Below are 19070 nucleotides of genomic sequence, written 5' to 3'. Positions count from 1 at the left end.
CAGAAATTATCTGGATGGGGCTGAATGTCTCTAACTCTTCTAGAAGGGATAAAGAATCATTTGGCGGAGGCTCTTTAAACTATTTTATTACGGCAATAAAGCTACACTAACAGGAAAATTCATATAAATAAGATACATTTTTTGTAAACTTATAGTCTCAGTGAATAAAACTTATTACTTATTCTGAATAAACCGGACTTATGCACTACATGATCGGGGTTGATATTGGTACTACCAGCACAAAAGCCGTTGGCTTTAATTTGCAAGGCCACGTACTAGCTGAAAAATCGGTGGAATATCCTTTGCTTACTCCGCAGCCTTCTTACAGCGAACAAAACCCCGATGAAGTATTTCAAGCGGTGTTAGATTCTATTAGCGCCGTTACCGCGGCGGCCCGAACCACTGGCTTTACATTAGCTGGCTTAGCCGGCATTAGTTTCAGTAGTGCCATGCACAGTTTAATTGCTTTAGATGAAAATGGGAACTTACTGACCAACAGCATTACCTGGGCCGATACCCGTAGTAAAGAATATGCCGACCAAATAAAGAACAGTGCTGCCGGCCATAATATCTATCGCCGGACAGGTACGCCCATTCATTCCATGTCGCCTTTATGCAAATTGGTATGGCTGCAAGCCGAGCAACCCGAATTAGTAAAGCAGGCGCATAAGTTTATCTCCATCAAAGAATATGTATTTTACCGGTTATTTGGGCAGTACGTTATTGATTATTCCATTGCTTCGGCCACGGGATTATTTGATATTTTTACTTTGCAGTGGTATCCACCCGCCCTACAATCAGCCGGTATTACCCCCGAGCATTTAGCTACTCCTTTACCTTGTACCCATATTATCCGTGGTTTATCTGCTGAGCAAGCTAGCTATTTAGGGGTTGATCCGCAGGTTCCATTTATTCTGGGCGGTGGCGATGGCTGTTTAGCTAACCTGGGCAGTGGTGCCATCCGGCCGGGTAATGCCGCCCTTACTATTGGTACCAGCGGAGCCATTCGGGTTATTTCTTCTGAGCCCGCTACCGATTCCCAGGAACGAATATTTAGTTATATTTTAACTCCCGAACATTATGTGCTGGGCGGACCGGTGAGTAATGGAGCTATTTTACTGAGCTGGTTTCGCGACCAGTTTGGTATGCCCGAAACCCAGTTAGCAAAAGATCTGGCGATGGATGTTTATGAACTTCTTTTGCAAAAGGCCGCTATTATACCAGCCGGAGCCAATGGGTTATTATTTTTACCTTACCTGCTCGGGGAACGGGCCCCCATTTGGGATGCGAATGCCCGGGGCGTTTTCTTTGGCTTAAACTTAAGCCATACCCGGGAACACTTACTCCGTGCCTTACTCGAAGGCATTCTATTTGGCATATATAGCGTTGCTAATGCTTTAATACAAGTTACCGGTCCAATAGACGTAATTTACGCTAATGGAGGATTCGCGAAAGGTGACATTTGGGTGCAAATGCTGGCGGACATTTTTAATCACGAAATTCGCGTAACCGAAAGTGTGGAAAGTTCGGCCTTAGGAGCCGTTATTTTAGGTATGCAGGCGTTAGGAATGATTTCGGATTTCGAAACCATAGATAAGCTAGTACCCATTGCCCGAACTTACTTGCCTAACCCGGAGCAGCACGCCGTTTACCAACAATTATATGCTATATACGAAGGTTTGTACCCGAAGCTTAAACAAGATTTTGCCGCCATTACGGCTTTGCAAGGCTAGAGCAAGTTAAACCGTAAAAAACAGAGTTCTTACATCTTTGCAATAAGTCAAAACTTACATCTAATTTACCGTATCACCCCGCAACTTACGGAAGCGTTTGCGGGCATCAACCGTAAAAATACTACCCGGATATTTTACAATCAGATCATTATAAAGCTGCTTTGCTTTTTCCGGATCTTTTACCTGTTCTTCGTAAATGGTCGCCAGCAGAAAAAAAGCATCGTCGCTGAGCACATCATATTGCGGATTGTCCGTAATTTTAGTCAAATCTTGGATGGCATCCTGGTAATTACCGGTTTTCAGATGCACTTTAGCCTTCAGGAAGAAAATATCATCCGTAAGACTGTGTTGCGGATATTTTCGTAATATATTATCTAACTGTTGCTGGGCCTCGGGTAATTTGTTTTGAAAAATTAATAACTCCGTAGCAGCATATTCTTTTAAAGCGGCTGTAGAAGAATCTAAACCTGTATTATCGGTTATCAGCAGGCTTAAATCCATGGCATCGTTGGCAATTTCGCGGCTAGTGGCCAATTTTAAAATATCTAAGTGTTCCTGCGCTAACTGAAAATCGCCTTTATAATAATTTAATTTAGCGTTCCGCAGCTTGGCCTCATGACCAATGGGCGTTTCTTTGTGCGATTTTTCGACTTGCGAATAAAGCAAAGTCGCCTCCCAAGGTTCCCCGCGTAACAAATAAATATCTCCCAAACTAATTTTTGCTTCGGCCACTAAATCCTGATTGACCCGGGGAGTATTTATCACTTCCTGCAAAAGGGCAATGGCTTTATCTTTCTCATCTAAATAAAAGGCATGTAACGATGCCATATTTTTCATTACTTCTGCGGTACGGCCGTTTTTTCCTATCTCATCTAATAAGCTCTGGTATTCGGCAATAAGTGTTCGAATTTTAGCTAAGTCTACCGGGAAGGTATTGCGTACTTGTTCTTCGCGGGCTTTAATCAGGCGTTCACGCGCGTACCCATAATATGGACTATTGCGGTATTCTTTAATTACGTAGCTGTACGCTTCAATGGCACTTTCGTAATCTTTATTTTTTAGACTAATAGCGCCTAATTCCATAACTTTTTCGCCGCCACCTTTGGTACGCTTATCCAACGATTTGGCCTGTACCAGAGCGCTGAAAAAGTCTTTCCGTTGCGTATACACCCAAATTAGCAATTCGCTATACACGTTCTTATCCGGGTTTTGCTGCACATTGGTTAACAAAATTTTCTCTAAAGCTTCAAACTCTTTTTCTTCGCGTAAGCTGTTCTGCAGCATATTTTGGGCTAACAGCAACTGTTCCGGATTTTCTCTGACAATATTTAATATTTCGGCGATTAATTTTTCTGATTGGCGCTGGTAAGCGTACAATTGCATTAACTGACCCGTATAATCGGTTTCTTTCTTGCTGAGTTTACGTCCTTGTAAATAAGTTTTTTCGGCATAATCATACAGCCGATTTTGCTCAAAGGCTTGAGCTACCGGCAAAATAGTATTTGGTTTAGCCTGATCAATTGTCTTATCAAAAGTTTTATCGGCCGCTTTTTTATCGCCGCTAGCTAATTGTACTACCCCTAAATCAATGGTAAAAGCAGGTATTTCCGGATTCTTTTTAATAGCTTTTTTTACTAATTTTTCGGCCTCCTTATAGTTTTTAAGTGCCATAAGGGTTTTAAGATAATCCGGATAAATAGTAACGAATTGTTGGTTATTAGAAGCAAGCTTGTTATAAATAGAACTTGCTTTATCATATTCTTGCTTCTGTAAATAAGTTTTCGCTAAAGCTTCTTCCTCCGCAGCACTCTGGGCCTGAGATGAAAAAGTATTAAGCCCAATTATCAGGCTAATAAGTAAAAAGAAGCGGAAAATTCGGGCATATACTAACATAAATATAGATTTCAAAGTAGCCTGTAAGAATTTGATAGCAAGAAAGAGTTATATTAAGATAAGGTAACTATAATTAATATACTTTACCCGAAAATTTACTCTGTTTTTATTGTTCAATGTTTGTCTTGTAAATACTTTAAAACCAGCAGTAAGGGCACAAAGTTTAACAGATAATTTGCCAGATTCAATAATTAATATAACGCAAATTCCCTGATTTTATGTAATAAGTATAAAAACAAAAAGAGCTGCCTTTTATCAGCAGCTCTTTTTGTTTATTAAAAAAATATTATCTACTCGAATTAGAAGAATTTAACCCGCTCATCTTTAATATTAGCTTGTTCGCGGATATATTGATAAGTACCTCCTTCAATACGCGCGCTGCGAGTTGCTTCTAATTGTTTCCGGGAAGCGGCTATATCCTGAGTACCAGGAGCTTTATTCATACCAGTTACTTCCAGAACTATCACCCCGCTTTGTCCTTCAATGGGTGCAGAACGCTTACCTGGTTTTAATCCGAAAGCCTGCCCTACTGCTACTGGCTCTATTCCTAAACCATCTATATTACCAGCAGCAAAAGTTACATCATTGGCTGATTGAACATTGGCTCCGGCACCATACTTAGCCGCAATTTGCTCTAAGCTACCATTCATGCCTTTTAGCTTATCTATAATTTGCTTGCTCTTTAATTCATTGCGTACGGCAGCCGTTAATTCTTCTTTAACATCATTTATAACGGCATAGCCTTTTTCATTTTTACCTGTTAGAACAGCTACTACAAATTGATCGTCTATTTCAAAAACCGGCGATACGGAACCAACATCTGTCTTATCGTTAAAAGCCCATCTTACCAGTTCCCGGGCGTTAGATAACGTGTTCACCGCCCGATCGCCTACTTTAATCGACTTAGCTTCGGTTTTTACTAAAGATTTATCTTTAGCAATATTCTTGCGGAAAGCTTCGGCATTCTTGCTTTCGCCTTGCAGCTGATCTGCTTTCTTGAAAGCTGCATCGCGGGTAGTTTCGCTAGGAGCAACTGCCCGTTGTACGGTAGCAATCTGGTAAGAAAGATTTGTTTTAGGAGCCGTTACTTTTATGATATGGTATCCAAATTGCGTTTCTACTAATTCGGGTATTAATCCAACTGATTTAGCATTAAATACTGCTTTTTCAAAAGGTGCTACCATGGCGCCAGTCGAGAAATAACCTAAATCACCGCCAACAGAAGCCGTACCATCCGTACCAAACTGACGGGCCATCATAGCGAAATCAGCTCCCCCTTTAATTTGATTTAATACACCTTGCGCTTTAGTTTTAGCGGCAGCTTTGGCAACTGGTGTTTCGTTATCCCAACGAATTAAAATATGGCTTGCCCGAGCCGAAGCAGGTCCATTCTCTTTTACGCCGGTAACTTTGTATATGGTGTACATGCCATTTTCCAGATACGGCCCGAAAATAGCACCTTTCTGTAAATTGGCATTTTTTAACTTTTCCGGTACAGATCCAGGGTTTACATACTGCCCATTAAAAGGAACATCGGAATTGGCACTTACAAAAAGCGAATCATTGTCAACAGTAGCAAATTGCTTTACCACTTGGTCAAATTCTTCTTTTGATGCCACGCTATCTTCTTTAGATGGCTGAACCGGAATGGTTATGTACTCTACAGAACGACCTTCTTCTACTTTGTATTTGTCTTTATTTTTATCAAAGTAAGCTTTCAGCTGATCATCGGTAACTTTAATGCTGGAGTCGTTGATAGAAGAGAACGGAACTAACAAATACTTTATATTAACTTTATTATTTTGTTCTTCTAAAGCTCTTTTCGCCTCTACCGTTGTTACGTAATTAGATAACCGAATTAAGTTATTGTATTTAGTAAGAGATCGCTCCGGACCTAAGTTACTTTCAAAATTGTCCCAGGCAGCACGCTGCTCCGGAGCTGCTTTCGGTAATTGTTCTTTTAAATAATTTTTTACCAAAGAACGATCGAACTGTTGGGTTTGCGGATTAGTGAAAGCTTGCTTAATGGCCGGATGAATATTATTCCCCTGTACCATATCAATCAGTTCATCGTCTGAAACCGAAATACCTAAGCGCTCTAGTTCTTTCTGGTAAGCTACTTTTACAATTAACTGGTTCCAGGCTTGTTCCCGCAGCGAAGTCATTTCGTTTTCGTTGGGCTGCTTACCGGTTTGGGAGGCATAGTTGTTTTTGATACCTTCCAGTACTTGGTCGAACTCTTCGATGGTAATTTCTTTACCAGCAATTTCCCCAACAACATTGTTGTTGCCGAACAAGCGGGATTGCGGACCTAAAAGGTCGCCTAACACCATGAATACCACCATAGCCAGGGCAATTAAACCAACCGCTACCCCCGATTTTTCTCTGATCTTATTAATTAAAGACATATAAAATTTAAATGATACAAAAGAATTGCAAAATAACCAGAATATAGATTAAATTCAAAATTAACCTTTTCAAATTCTTAATCTCTTGCCGTTGCCCGGTATTTTAGCTGAGCAACATACAAGAATAATTTTCTGCTTCCGTAACAACAATGAAGCCTAATTAATTCGCTGTAAAAACTATTTCTGGACTAGGATTTTAGCAAAAATTAAATGTAAGCTGTTGTTATAGTAACAATTCCGGAATTACACAGTGGTTTCGGCGGCATCCGATATTGGATCAGGAGAAGTTGGAAGAGTCAGTTTTACGGTGTTAATTCTATTATCTGCCATAGATAGAACAGTAATTACATAAGGCACCACGGAAATTACTTCGTTAGCCTCTGGAATATCTTCGTGTACAGATAAAATAAAGCCGCCTAAAGTTTCGTAATCTCCTTCCGGGAGGTTTAAAGCATACTTCTCGTTCAAATAGTCAATTTCGTGTCGCGCACTGAAAAGATAACTATTTTCGTCGGGCAAGTATTGCTCCAGTAATGCTTCGGTTTCCAGGTCGTATTCGTCGTTTATCTCGCCAAAAATTTCTTCAATTAAATCTTCCACCGTTACAATGCCGGAGGTTCCTCCAAACTCATCTACTACTAAAGCCATACTGCGGTGGTCGGCCACAAACTTTACGAATAACTCGCTGGCCAACATACTTTCGGGCACAATGGTGATAGGCGTTAAAATAGAAGCAATATCTGCTGGTTTTTTAAAAAGGGCTAATTGATGACAATAACCAATAATATTATCGATGGATTGATTATAAATTAAAATTTTAGAATGCCCGGTTTCCACAAATGCCCGTCTTAAATCGGCAATACTATCGGTAATACCAACTGCCTCAATCTGAGTACGATGCACCATACATTCTTTTACTTTTGTCGTCCGGAATTCTAAGGCATTATGAAAAATTTTAGTATCTACTTCCGGAGTAATACTTTGTTCTTCGGGCTGATACAGCCGTCTTTTTATATAATGTTCGACATCAGTTAAGCCAAAAACTGGTTGCTGATCCGAAAACTCTAAGCTTAATATTTTTACTACTATAAAACGAGTGATGCTAATAATGACAAAAACAATGGGGTATAAGGCGTAATACAATACTAGCATAGGTAAGGCAAATACCTTCAGCATTTGATTCGCATTTATCAGAAACAAGCTACGAGGTAAAAACTCTGCCATCAGTAAAGCCACTAGCGCCGCCACTATAATTTCTGCCAGAACTAGTGAAACTTTTGCAAATGGGAATACTGGCCAGTATGGTTCCAAAGACTGATGCAGCGTAAACGCCAGCGTGATTCCAAAAAGAATTAAAGTTAAAGTTTGACCAATGAGTAAAGTAGCCGTAAGCTTGGATGGTCTTTTGAGAAAATGAGCAATAATGCGTCCAGAAACAGAATTCCGCTTTTCTTGTAATTCTAATTGCAAACGGCTGGCCGTAATATAGGCTATTTCAATGCCTGAAAACAAACCCCATAACAACAGCAAAAGAAGAATAAGTAAAACGGCTGTTAATGGCTCCATGCAGTTTTGCAAATCAATAATTACCAAGTACGGATGAAAAGCAGAATAGATTAGGTTACGAATGAAGTAGTTAAAATAAAGGTAGCTTTCTTAAGTTATTCTTTACCGGATTGATCTGATTTCTTCTGATAACGGTACAAAAACAAGCAAATCAAAGCAATCATAAAAATCCAGTAGTTGCCAGCCAGATTATTTTCCACGATGGTGCGGTGTATTCCGATAATCATAGCTACTACCGCAATAGAAAAATAAATAGTTCCGGAAAGCCTCATTGTGGTTGTTCTACGATAATACTACCGGTTGGATTTAATATTTTCCAATGGATAAACCCATCGTCTGAAACCAATCCGTTGCCCTGAATAATATCGGTTTTAGTCTGTACGGTAACAAACTTATCGGTATAAATCTGGCGTTTAACTTTATTCCAATGTAACTCTTCCGTTTTCATGGTTTCGCCCTTCTCAATGCTATTTACCACTACATTACCTCGTGCAAAATAAGAATCGTGCTGTTTATCGTATTTAGCATAGTTAGCCCGTAAGGTACTGCTCACTTGCTGATTTCTGTCGTAGAAGGTAAGATTTATGCCCTCCGGATATTCGGCATCGCCATTTTCAAATTGCCATTGCATTTTAGCGTTTAGCTTTATTTTAAGCCGGGCGGAATCGCTGTATAAAGTTGTAATATTTCCTGACTGCATGGTTGGCCCCGTATATTTTATTTTTGGCACCGGATTTTCTATTCCAGCATTACACGCAGCCAGTAAATTCAGGGCAAATAATAAGCCTAACAGTTTCTCTAAGTGATTCATGTAACTAGAAGACTTAATTAACTTAAGGTTATTGCTTATTAATCAATTTTTGGCTTAATAAACCAGTTGCTGTTTAACGAGAAGCCTAATTGTATACGAAAGTATTTTTCCTGTAAAGTGCTGCTTTCGCCATTGCTGCGACGACCTATAGCAAAACCTAGATTAAGCAAAGATTGGGTATACTCGGGTGGCCGGGGTGACCCACCAATGGGCAAAGTAAAGCCCCAATGCAGCGATACATCGTTTACTTGTTTGCCGTTAAGCTCGAGCGGCGTTTTACCTATACCAAAGCCAGCCCGATAACCTATCCGCTGAAAATAAGAATTAATAGAAGCTGGGTTCGGGATATATTCTGCTCCAACCGCTACCCGGTAACTATCCGCCAGTTTCTCTGTACTTAAGCCACTTTTATAATCGGACCATTTCTGCGCACTAAAATCTGCTCCCACCACTAATGATTGTCCATTATCTACGCTCAAACCAAACTGAATTCCCTGGGGCAGGTGAGTAGTTGTGGTGATACTATCTCCCAGGTAATTACGACTTAATACCAAATCGCTCGCCAGACGACGTTCCTGTACCGTTCTTCTTTTAGTGGTTAGATCATTACCTAAAGTATATACCGTACCTACATTCAGGCTCCATTTTTTGCTAAGTGGTTGCCGATAAGCTAAGGCCCCTTTAAACAATAGCCCATTGTAGTTGGAGCGTTCGCTAATAACCAACCGCTCCGCACTTAGGCTAACATCTGATTCGTTTACGAGTTGAGCAGTAGATTCCCGCTCCACGGCACCAAATAAATAAGAGGCCGAAACGCCTATATTAAGTCGTTTTGCCACTCGTATTCCATGACCAAAAAACACCTCAGATAAATTACCGTTACCCGTATAGCTATTTACAATTTTAGTAGAAGGATCGCCATTCACCGCACCTTCCGAAACATATTCGTAGTTTACCGTAGAGAAAGGTCGCAGGCCAATCGCAGTACTCCAACGTTTTGATAAAGGCAAGGCCAAACCTAAATAATTTAGCGATCCATCCGCATCACGTTGTTTTCCGACCTCATCCGATAATTGCTTGGCTTGTCCGCCAATTCCCATTTCAAACGTAACCCGGTTATTATAATACAACAAAGCCGGGTTAGAGCTATTAATATACGCGCTGGCCGGAGTACCTACGCCTACATTGCCCATACCAAAACTACGCACCGAACCAGTGCTTTCGTTAATATCTCCAACGCCAGTAGCCGAATAAGGAGAATTGCCCAGATTTTGTGCTTGGGCGGTTGCTACACTCGCCAAAAAAGCAAACCCACTTAAAAACCGGTAAACTTTATACATTGTAATTCAAAATTCGGTTAAGCCCAATTAAAACTAAATCGGGTACGACAAAGATGGGGGCTTTTATGTTCTTTTCAAAAAACGGTGCATCCCCACCGCATACTATTATAATTAAATCGGGCGATTGTTGTTTATAATCTGTTATTATCCCCGTTACTTCTGCCAAGGAACCATTTAATACTCCGCTCTTTAAGCATTCTATGGTATTACGTCCTACAAGAGGAACCTTAAATTTTTCAGCCTGCTCCACTAACGGCAACTTACCGGTAAAAGTATGTAAGGCTTTAAACTTCATGTCTAATCCCGGCGAAATACTACCTCCGTAATAGCTTGCGTGGCGATCAATAAAATCAAAAGTAATGCAGGTACCCGCATCTATTATTAAGCAATCCTGATTTGGGTAAAGAAAGTTGGCTCCTATTACCGCTGCTAGCCGGTCCATACCTAAGGTTTCTGGAGTACCATAATTATTTGTTATGGGTACTGGTACAGTCGGCGATAACCATACAATCTTACCCGGAACAGAAAAAAGCACTTGTTCTAAGTAGCGCACCGATGAAATTATAGCGTGCTGCACCTGGCCATGCACTACTACATCTGTTAATTCCTGCAAACTCTGCACCTGATCGGCTTTTACCAAGCCCTTTTCATCGAAAACACCATATTTGATCCGGGTATTTCCAATATCAACTGCTATCTGAATCACGTGAAACTACCTTGCTGCATTTACGCTTTGTGTTATCCCAACTAACCGGTTTAATTCCTCTTATTTATATAGATAGAACTTTGGGCTAACTGGTTGCCTGCTCTACATGAAATATTTTAAGCGGATAACTTCTTTCTCGTTTAAAAAGCGCCATTTGCCCCGTGGTAAATCCTTTTTAGTGAGCCCCGCATATTGTACGCGATCCAAGGAAACTACTTCATAACCCAAGTGTTCAAAAATCCGACGTACAATCCGGTTCTTTCCAATATGAATTTTTATTCCTACGAATTTACCAGTATCGCCAATTAAAGCCAGTTCATCTACAACAGCTTTGCCATCCTCCAACTCTAAACCAGCCTCCACCTTTTCAAAATCTTCTCTGGTTAGAGGCTTATCTAATTCTACCTGATAAATTTTTGAATTTTCGTGCGACGGATGCGTTAATTTTTGAGCTAATTCTCCATCGTTAGTAAATAATAACAAGCCAGTAGTATTGCGGTCCAAGCGGCCAACCGGAAAAATTCGTTCTTTAGAGGCATTTGCAACCAAGTTCATTACTGTTTTGCGGCCTTCCGGATCATCGGTGGTGGTGATAAAATCTTTTGGCTTATTTAATAATACATAAACCATTTTCTCGCGGTTGAGCCTTTTTTTACCGTATTGTACGGTATCTTCCGGTTTTACCATGTAGCCCATTTCCGTAACTACTTCGCCATTCACTTTAATCTCGCCAGATGAAATTAACGTATCGGCCTCCCGACGAGAGCAAACACCGGCATTAGCAATATATCGGTTCAGGCGAATACCGTTATCCGTCCGACTCTCCTCCCCACTTTTATTCGATTCGCGATGGCTAAAACGACGCAAATCATAATCAGGTGCTTCGTTTGATCGTTCCTCGCTGTTCCGCCGGGCAGGTCTTTGTCCTCCGCTTTCCGAATCTCTTCTGTTAAATGATTTTTTTACAAATTCTTTCCTGCCAGACTGATTTTCTTCACGCGAACGTTGAAAAGGTGCGCGTTCCTGGTTATCATTATCCCGGCTTCGGTTAAAAGACTTACGTTCGCCCGCCTCTTCGTCACGATTACGACCAAAGGATTTACGGTCGCCGGTTTCTTCCCTGCTTCTGCCATACGGTTTCCGATCGGCATTCCGATCACGATCGAATGGTTTGCGCTCGCTGTTAGCCGTTCCCTGGTTAAACCGTTTAAATGGCGTCTGAGCAGAGCCATCTTCTTCCCTATTCCGGTTATAAGGCCTATGGCCGTTACCAAACCGATCATCCTGGCTATTACCCTCCGATTGCAACTTTTGACGGTAAGCTTCTTTTTCGGGTCTAAAAGAACGATTACGTTCGCCGGGCTTACCTTTGGGTACATCACCAAACGGAGATTTCTGATAACGATTTTCAGTATTAAAATTACGATTCGGATTATATGGCCGCGCGGGCCTGTAATCGCCTTCCCGGTTACTCTCCCCACTTTCGTTAGAACGGGAGTAACGGTTAGATGCTATATCGCCTTCTTTCGAGAAAGAATTTTTGCTCGTAAAAGGTCTTGGTTTTTTAAATTTATTATTGGATGGAAAGCCTCCAAACCTTTTGTTATCCCGGCTTGGGCGAAAATCAGACTTTTCCTGATTATCCCGGCCTCCCCGGGAATTACCAGATTCTTGGTTTTGGTTATTTGCGCGGTTTCCACCAGCATAAGGTCTGTCCCGATCGAAGCGACTCGAACGGTTAAATATTTTTTTGCCTTCGTCTTTAAATTTAGCTGGTTTATTTTTCGACCAAGAATTATTATCGGAGTCGCTGGACGGGCGTTTTGTAAACTTATTACGAGAGTTAAATTTACCAGATCCGGTTGAATTAGATTCAGTTGCCATGGTTATATCCTTTTGCAGTATCGCTACTGTAATTACTTTATTTAAATAAGGAGAAAGCCGGTTAAGTTATAAGGAAACTTAACCGGCCATTATTGCTTGTACGAATAATAAGAAGTTTAATTTTCAGAAATGCCGCCAATAATATTTTCTTCGGATACGAAATCCTTAAGTTGGGGGAGATCTTTCAAATGGTTAATACCAAAATATTCCATGAACTTTTGGGTGGTACCATAAATAATTGGCCGCCCTATAGTATCTGCTTTGCCTTTAATCTGAATTAATTCTTTTTCCAAAAGCTTCTGAATGGCATAATCGCAGCTTACCCCGCGAATTTGTTCAATCCCCGACTTAGAAATAGGTTGTTTATACGCTATTATAGCCAAAGTTTCCAGGGCAGACATAGAAAGCTTCCGCTTTGACTTTTGTTTTAAAAATGCCCCAATTACCTCTTGGTAATCCGGTTTAGTCAAAAATTGATAGCCGCCGCCAATAGCATAAATCTGAAAAGCAAAAGAAGCTTCAGCAAAACGCTGGTTCATTGCTTCTATACTTTCTAAAACATCGCTAATGGATATTTCTTGTTGCAACGTTTCTGAAAGGCACTTTTGCAGTTCCTCAATTGCCACCGGCGCCGAAGCACAAAAGATAATTGCCTGGATATAATTTTGTAAAAATTCCAAAAACTAATTAATCTCTGCGTTGTAACTTAGCTTCAATTGAATGCTGGGTATGGGGTACGGCGCGCAAACGCTCTTTCGGGATTAACTTTCCGGAAGCAATACAAACTCCATAACTGCCATTCTTAATCCGGATTAATGCATTTTCTAACTGCTGTATAAATTTTAATTGCCGAGAAGCTAATTGGTTTAAGCTCTCTTTTTCAGCAGTATCCGCACCATCCTCAAGCACTTTGGCCGAAGAAGCGGTATTATCAGTACCACTATCGTTGCGTCTGCTCAAGGTTTCTTTTATAAAGGCAACCTCTCTTTTAGCATTAGTTAGTTTTTCCCGGATAATTTGCTCAAACTCGTTTAATTCTTCTCTGGAATAGCGAAGTGGTTCTTCTGACATATACTTTAAAATAATGAATTAATTCTTATTAAAATGACAATCTAAATCAGTTAAATCAAATCTTCTGACTTTTATTTTTGATGTAACAGAAAGCAAAGCAGATTAGTTTAATTTCTTTCCGTTATAGAAAGAACCTAAGTTACCTTCTATCAGGCGTTATTAATTGCGCCGCAAAAGTACGAGTAAATATCTAATTTAACAGCATTTACCTAAATTTAACTTCTAATTTTGCTTTTTATTGTTCACCGCCTTGCTATCCTTTTTATTAGGAAGCAGGTATTTTTTACACAAGCTTGGCCTGGTTTTAGATTAATTTTAGTTATCCATTATACTCTTTGATAATTTTGCCTGAATCAGGTTAACATTTATATTTTCTTATATTATGCAACGTAGTTTCCTATTTATTTTTCTGCTTTCTTTTCTACTAATTACCGGCTGCACTGCTCCGCGAGCTATCATTAACTCAGGCAAAGTAACTGCTACGGGTCAGTTTAAAGCCGGGATAAACTTTGGGGGCAACATTGCCACCGAGCCCATTAGTCAGTTAGATGATATAACCAAGTCCGCCGTAGATGCTATTACCAAAAAAGATTCTGTTTATTATGATGAGCAAGTAGATACTTTTGCCAAAGGTTTAACAGCATATGCTTTAGATCCGGTCGGGCCTACCTTTGATTTTTATGTCCGCTATGGACTTGCACCGCGCGTAGATGTTGGGTATAAATTTGCTTCCGGAGCCCACGTTTTTGATGCTATGTACCAATTTTTAGGCCCGATTGGAACACCCGAAAACCCTGGTGAGGGTACCTTGTATGGTAGTATTGGTTTGCAATACACTGGGCAAAAAGCAAATCTACCGGGTCGTGCATTCTTAAATAAATTGGAGCCCGTGCTGGACTTCTATGCGAAGCGCAGAGATTTAGTAATTCCGTTGATATTCAGCAAATCATTTGGGCCCGAAGAGGAGATCGGCAATATTTCGTGGGGAGTTGTTTATAATCATACTTTTATAAAGTACGGTTTTAATCCCGGAAATTTATTTACAAAATATAGCGATAGAATAGCTAAAGTAGAAGCAGTACAAGAACGCAATAATTTTGCTTCGTATGGGGCTTTTATAAACGGCAAGATTGGATTCCGATATGTTTACCTGTTGCCAGCTCTTACTATATATTATCAAAATTATGGAACGTATAAAGTTATAGGCGGCCAATCACATAAATTCTCCGGGATGACCTTTATACCTTCTCTTGGCTTACAAGTAAATATAAGTCGTAATAAAACGGTGCCGCAACGCAAACGCTACTAAATACTAACGGTTGATTTCAGTATATCAGCAATCACATTCCTGTGGTCTTTTACTCAATAGCGGTTTTTTTCTTTTATCCTTTACTGTATCTTACTAAAGGTTTTTCAAAACATTTGAAATATAATATACCTAAACTTGCGTATGTATAATTTTAAGATAAATTTGTACGTAACAATTTAGATAACATACACTTATTTTTATGAAAAAATTGAGACAAGCTTTATTCATTCTGGTAGCCTGCGGCATGCTTTCTTCCTGCGCGACGCTTTTTGGCGGTAAGGTTACAGAGTATCAGAAAACCAGGCCTGCAGCAGGCGAACCACAGCGTGAATTACGCATAGGTGCTTTCATTGCTGATCTTTTGATCTTCTGGCCAAGCTTAGCAGTTGATTTTGCTACCGGGGCTATTTATAAGCCTAAAGCAGCGGCTTCTAAATAAAAATAAAGGCTATATCAAATCAAAAAGTATAAGCTATTGAAACTTGTATTTTAAGATATAGCCTTTATTTTTTAAGCACTAATACCAAGCATATGAATGGCAGTAGCAGCAGCTTCCACTCCTTTATTACCGTGTTTGCCTCCGGCTCTATCCCAAGCCTGTTGCTCATTATTGGTAGTAACCAAGCCAAAAATTACGGGCTTATTATACTTTAAACTTACTTGGGTAATACCTTGGGCTACAGCATGGCAAATGTAATCGTCGTGCTTGGTTTCGCCTTTAATTACCACACCTAGACAAATAACGGCATCTATATCGCTGTTTTGTGCCAGCAATTGTGCCCCTAAACTTAATTCAAAGCTGCCTGGTACCGTATTCCGGATAATATTTTCCGGCTTTGCGCCGTGCTTTATTAAAGTTTCGTAAGCTCCCTTACACAGAGTATCCGTAATAGCTTTATTCCACTCTGCTACCAACAAACCAAATTTTTTCTCTGTAATGTCAACTAAATTATCGGAATTATAATCGCTTAGGTTTTTAAGGGCACTGGCCATAATTGGTTATAGGTTATAAGTTGCAAGTTTAGTAATCGGATAAATAAACTATTTTCCTTTAGCTCATTATTTAACTACCCGCAGCAAAGTAAATTAATCTTCAGGTGGTATAAAACAAAAAGCACAACCACCGAAACTTTTATTTCGATGGTTGTGCTTTTAATAAAATAAATTGAATTAAATTATTTGCTGGCAGCTAAAAGTTCTGCCCGGGCTTTGTATTTTTTAGCATCTGCTACTTCAGCAGCGTTAGGATAGCTATTAATAATTTTATCGTACATTTCGGTAGCTTTAGCGTAATTGCTATCCGCTTCGTAAGCAGTGGCGGCTTTCATTAAATACTGCGGGGTAAAGAACTCATTGGAATTATAATCAACGGCTTTCAAATAATAATCAATTGCCTCTTTCTTGTTACCTAATTCCAAATTAGCGTCGCCCAGCAGGCTATAAGCCTTACCTTGTAAAATTAAATCATTAGATTTATAATCTTCCAGGTAATTAATGGCATCCTTAAATTTACCTTGTTTTAAGTAAATAATACCGGTATAAAATTTAGCCAGGTTACCCGCTTTCGTACCACCATATTCATTAGCAATAGCCGTTAAACCCCGATATTGACCATCCCCTTTTAAGGCTTTGTTCAGAGAATCGGCCTCAAAATAATATACCGCCTGAAACATATCCGCCTGAGCTTCTTTCTCTTGCGAGCTACGGTAATTATAAAACAAGAACCCTCCAATAACGGCAGCTGCCACGACCCCCAAAAGGCCCAATAATACATTCTTGTATTTAGTTAAAAAGTCTTCTGAGCCATGAGTTAGACGATCCGCCAGTACGTCCGGGTTTTCCAGAACATCTAAAGTGTGGTCTTTCTTGGTGATATTTTGTGCCATTCTTGTTTGGTTGTTAATTGTTACTTGCTTGTTGCCAGAAACGGATAGTAGCTTTTTTATCTGTTGCTAAGCTTTGTGAACAACAATTAGGAAGATTAAAGTTTAATTATTTAATTAATAATTGGTTGTCAGGAATTAAACAGAAAAAAAAACATTTGCATTCAATCAAAAGCAAAAATTTTGTTATTCCGACAACATTTAGCTAGCTATTAGTACTCTTAGTCTTGAATGTAAGGATAATCGCTTTGAGCGTACACGTCTTTATATAATTCGTCTGCCGTAGGATAAGGCGATTTTTCGGCAAACTCTACGCTTTCGGCAACTTCTGCTTTGATTCTGTTATCTATTTCTTCTAATTCCTGCTCAGTAGCATACTTATTCTCTAAGATGGTATGGCGAACCAGTTCAATCGGATCTTGGCTACGGTACTCTTCCAGTTCTTCTTTCGTACGATATTTGGCCGGGTCCGACATAGAGTGACCTTTGTAGCGGTAAGTTTTGAACTCCAGGAAAGTTGGACCTTCTCCAGCGCGAGCTCTTTCAGCAGCACGAGCAACTGCTTCGTGTACATCTTCGCAACGCATAGCATTTACCGTTTCGGCAGGCATCTCGTAAGCCAGGGCTAAAGTAGCCAGTTCCGTAACATTCGAAGTCCGGGATACAGAAGTACCCATCGCATAACCGTTATTTTCTACTACAAAAATTACGGGCAATTTCCAGGTCATGGCCATGTTGAAGGTTTCGTGGAAAGAACCTTGGCGTACAGCGCCATCGCCCATGTAGGTCATGCACAAATTGCCTGTGTTATTATACTTCTCCGCAAAGGCTAAACCAGCGCCTAAGGGAATCTGGCCGCCCACAATACCGTGGCCACCCACAAAATTCACTGATTTATCGAAGATGTGCATGGAACCACCTTTGCCTTTTGAGCAACCGGTAGCTTTGGCAAATAATTCGGCCATTACGGCGTTGGGGGAAGTACCTAAGGCTAAAGGGTGCGCATGGTCGCGGTAAGCAGTAATCCATTTATCATCTTTGGTAAGCGCGGTAACGGCACCGGCTACGCAGGCTTCCTGCCCAATATATAGGTGGCAAAAACCTTTAATTTTCTGTTGTCCGTATAACTGACCTGCTTTCTCTTCGAACTTGCGCATTAACTGCATCATTTCGTACCAACGCACATAGGTTTCTTTTGAGAAATTTGCTGCAGGTTTTACCTTTGTTTTGGGCATTTGTTTCGTAACTGCCATAACTTGTAACGAGCTAAACTGTTTAGAGTGCGAAATTAAGTAAAAAATTCAACAAAGAAATGAATGGTCCTCGAAAATCTCCATTTACTGTTTTTTAAAAATTACGAAGAGGCGGACCTTTCTTTTTCGCCGCATATTAATTGTTTTATCGGTGATAACGGCAGCGGTAAAACGAATGTACTCGATGCTATTTATTACTTATCGATGGGGAAAAGTGCTTTTACCGCCACCGACCTGCAAAATATTAAACAAGGCGAAGAGTATTTTATGGTAAAAGGCCGCTTTTCAACCTTTACGCATACTGATACGATTCAATGCACTTTTCGGACGGGTCAGAAGAAAATAATTACGCACAATAAGTTAGCCTACGAAAAAATAAGCGAACACATTGGCAAGTATCCGGCAGTATTGATTTCGCCTTACGACACCGATTTAATCCGGGAAGGCAGCGAAGAACGACGCAGATACTTCGACAGCCTTATTTCGCAACTCGATCCGGTTTATCTAAACGAGCTCATCTCTTATAATTACATTTTAAAGCAACGTAATTCGTTAATTAAGCAATTTGCCGACCGTAATTATTTTGATAAAGAATATTTACAGATTCTGGATGAACAACTCGTACCGGCGGGTGAATACATTACTACTGTTCGGCAATCTTTTTTAGAAAACTTTGTGCCTATTTTCCAAAAACATTATCAACACCTTTCCGGCAGCAGCGAAACGGTTACTCTCGCTTATAAAAGTCAGCTATTGAGCTATAATTTTATTCAATTACTGCAGCAGGCGCAACGGAAAGATTTATTACTGCAACGTACTACCGTAGGCCCGCATAAAGATGACTTTGTTTTTCTGATGGACAACTGGCCGGTAAAAAATTATGGCTCGCAAGGACAGCAAAAATCGTACGTAATTGCTTTAAAATTATCGCAGTTCGAGATTGTGGCGCAGCGAAAAAACCAAAAACCATTGCTGTTGTTAGACGATATTTTTGACCGGCTCGACGAAAAAAGAATTACGAAATTGTTGGAATTAGTAGCAAACAATACTTTTGGGCAATTATTTATTACGGACTCGCATTTAGAACGCACTCAGAAGTTGGTGGGCCTTATTTCTGCACATATCCAGAACTTTCAGGTGATAAGTGGCAACGTGCAGTTGATAAATTAGTGGATAACTCCGGGATAAATAAACCTACGTTTGTTTCAGTTAT

The 19070-nt window shown here is 40.1% G+C and carries 17 protein-coding genes; 4 read left to right on the top strand and 13 right to left on the bottom strand.

Going from position 1 to position 19070, the window contains the following annotated elements; genetic code table 11:
• Nucleotides 1–200 precede the first annotated feature (200 nt).
• A complete protein-coding gene (locus AHMF7605_RS19940; protein ID WP_106931791.1) occupies nt 201–1733 on the top strand; it encodes a gluconokinase in 1533 nt (510 codons plus the stop codon).
• Nucleotides 1734–1793: 60 nt separating this feature from the next.
• Here AHMF7605_RS19940 and AHMF7605_RS19935 read toward each other — a convergent pair whose 3' ends face one another.
• The 10 genes from AHMF7605_RS19935 to AHMF7605_RS19895 form a co-directional block, all read right to left on the bottom strand.
• Nucleotides 1794–3626, bottom strand: coding sequence for a tetratricopeptide repeat protein (locus AHMF7605_RS19935; RefSeq protein WP_106931790.1), 1833 nt, complete (start codon nt 3624–3626; stop codon nt 1794–1796).
• Between the two features lie 299 nt (nt 3627–3925).
• A complete protein-coding gene (locus AHMF7605_RS19930) occupies nt 3926–6034 on the bottom strand; it encodes a peptidylprolyl isomerase (protein WP_106931789.1) in 2109 nt (702 codons plus the stop codon).
• Nucleotides 6035–6277: 243 nt separating this feature from the next.
• On the bottom strand, nt 6278–7600 hold the full coding sequence (locus AHMF7605_RS19925) for a hemolysin family protein (RefSeq protein ID WP_106933544.1): 1323 nt from the start codon (nt 7598–7600) through the stop codon (nt 6278–6280).
• 95 nt (nt 7601–7695) lie between these two features.
• On the bottom strand, nt 7696–7872 hold the full coding sequence (locus tag AHMF7605_RS29850) for a hypothetical protein (protein ID WP_158267569.1): 177 nt from the start codon (nt 7870–7872) through the stop codon (nt 7696–7698).
• On the bottom strand, nt 7869–8411 hold the full coding sequence (gene lptC / locus AHMF7605_RS19920) for an LPS export ABC transporter periplasmic protein LptC (RefSeq protein ID WP_106931788.1): 543 nt from the start codon (nt 8409–8411) through the stop codon (nt 7869–7871). The genes AHMF7605_RS29850 and lptC overlap by 4 nt, the downstream gene beginning before the upstream one ends.
• A gap of 38 nt (nt 8412–8449) precedes the next feature.
• Nucleotides 8450–9751 carry a PorV/PorQ family protein gene (locus tag AHMF7605_RS19915; RefSeq protein WP_106931787.1) on the bottom strand — a complete coding sequence of 434 codons (1302 nt, stop codon included), beginning with the start codon at nt 9749–9751 and terminating at the stop codon, nt 8450–8452.
• The gene (locus tag AHMF7605_RS19910) at nt 9744–10457 is read right to left on the bottom strand and encodes a type III pantothenate kinase (protein ID WP_106931786.1); all 714 of its coding nucleotides are present in this window, start codon (nt 10455–10457) and stop codon (nt 9744–9746) included. Before AHMF7605_RS19910 ends, AHMF7605_RS19915 begins: the two co-directional genes overlap by 8 nt.
• A 102-nt stretch (nt 10458–10559) precedes the next feature.
• A complete protein-coding gene (locus tag AHMF7605_RS19905; RefSeq protein ID WP_106931785.1) occupies nt 10560–12341 on the bottom strand; it encodes a pseudouridine synthase in 1782 nt (593 codons plus the stop codon).
• A gap of 116 nt (nt 12342–12457) precedes the next feature.
• Nucleotides 12458–13021: an SMC-Scp complex subunit ScpB gene (scpB, locus tag AHMF7605_RS19900; protein WP_106931784.1), complete on the bottom strand. Its 564-nt coding sequence runs from the start codon at nt 13019–13021 to the stop codon at nt 12458–12460.
• A gap of 7 nt (nt 13022–13028) precedes the next feature.
• Nucleotides 13029–13412: a TraR/DksA family transcriptional regulator gene (locus AHMF7605_RS19895; protein WP_106931783.1), complete on the bottom strand. Its 384-nt coding sequence runs from the start codon at nt 13410–13412 to the stop codon at nt 13029–13031.
• A 382-nt stretch (nt 13413–13794) separates the two neighbouring features.
• Between AHMF7605_RS19895 and AHMF7605_RS19890 the strand changes: the two genes are divergently transcribed.
• Nucleotides 13795–14721: a hypothetical protein gene (locus AHMF7605_RS19890; RefSeq protein ID WP_106931782.1), complete on the top strand. Its 927-nt coding sequence runs from the start codon at nt 13795–13797 to the stop codon at nt 14719–14721.
• A gap of 199 nt (nt 14722–14920) precedes the next feature.
• Nucleotides 14921–15160, top strand: a complete 240-nt coding sequence (locus AHMF7605_RS19885; RefSeq protein WP_199200272.1) for a hypothetical protein — start codon at nt 14921–14923, stop codon at nt 15158–15160.
• A gap of 71 nt (nt 15161–15231) precedes the next feature.
• Here the strand turns inward: AHMF7605_RS19885 and ribH are convergent, their stop codons facing one another.
• The 3 genes from ribH to pdhA form a co-directional block, all read right to left on the bottom strand.
• The gene (gene ribH / locus AHMF7605_RS19880; RefSeq protein WP_106931781.1) at nt 15232–15714 is read right to left on the bottom strand and encodes a 6,7-dimethyl-8-ribityllumazine synthase; all 483 of its coding nucleotides are present in this window, start codon (nt 15712–15714) and stop codon (nt 15232–15234) included.
• A 182-nt stretch (nt 15715–15896) separates the two neighbouring features.
• Nucleotides 15897–16607 carry a tetratricopeptide repeat protein gene (locus tag AHMF7605_RS19875; RefSeq protein WP_106931780.1) on the bottom strand — a complete coding sequence of 237 codons (711 nt, stop codon included), beginning with the start codon at nt 16605–16607 and terminating at the stop codon, nt 15897–15899.
• 218 nt (nt 16608–16825) lie between these two features.
• Complete coding sequence (pdhA, locus tag AHMF7605_RS19870; RefSeq protein WP_106931779.1) at nt 16826–17857, bottom strand: pyruvate dehydrogenase (acetyl-transferring) E1 component subunit alpha; 1032 nt, start codon at nt 17855–17857, stop codon at nt 16826–16828.
• 63 nt (nt 17858–17920) lie between these two features.
• On the opposite strand from pdhA, the gene recF reads away from it, so the two are divergent.
• Nucleotides 17921–19027: a DNA replication/repair protein RecF gene (gene recF / locus AHMF7605_RS19865; RefSeq protein ID WP_106931778.1), complete on the top strand. Its 1107-nt coding sequence runs from the start codon at nt 17921–17923 to the stop codon at nt 19025–19027.
• The last annotated feature ends 43 nt before the right edge of the window (nt 19028–19070 follow it).

The sequence above is a fragment of the Adhaeribacter arboris genome (assembly GCF_003023845.1).
GTDB classification, from domain to species: Bacteria; Bacteroidota; Bacteroidia; order Cytophagales; family Hymenobacteraceae; genus Adhaeribacter; species Adhaeribacter arboris.
Note: the sequence above shows the minus strand (reverse complement) of the source record. Positions and strands in the feature narration are given on the sequence as shown.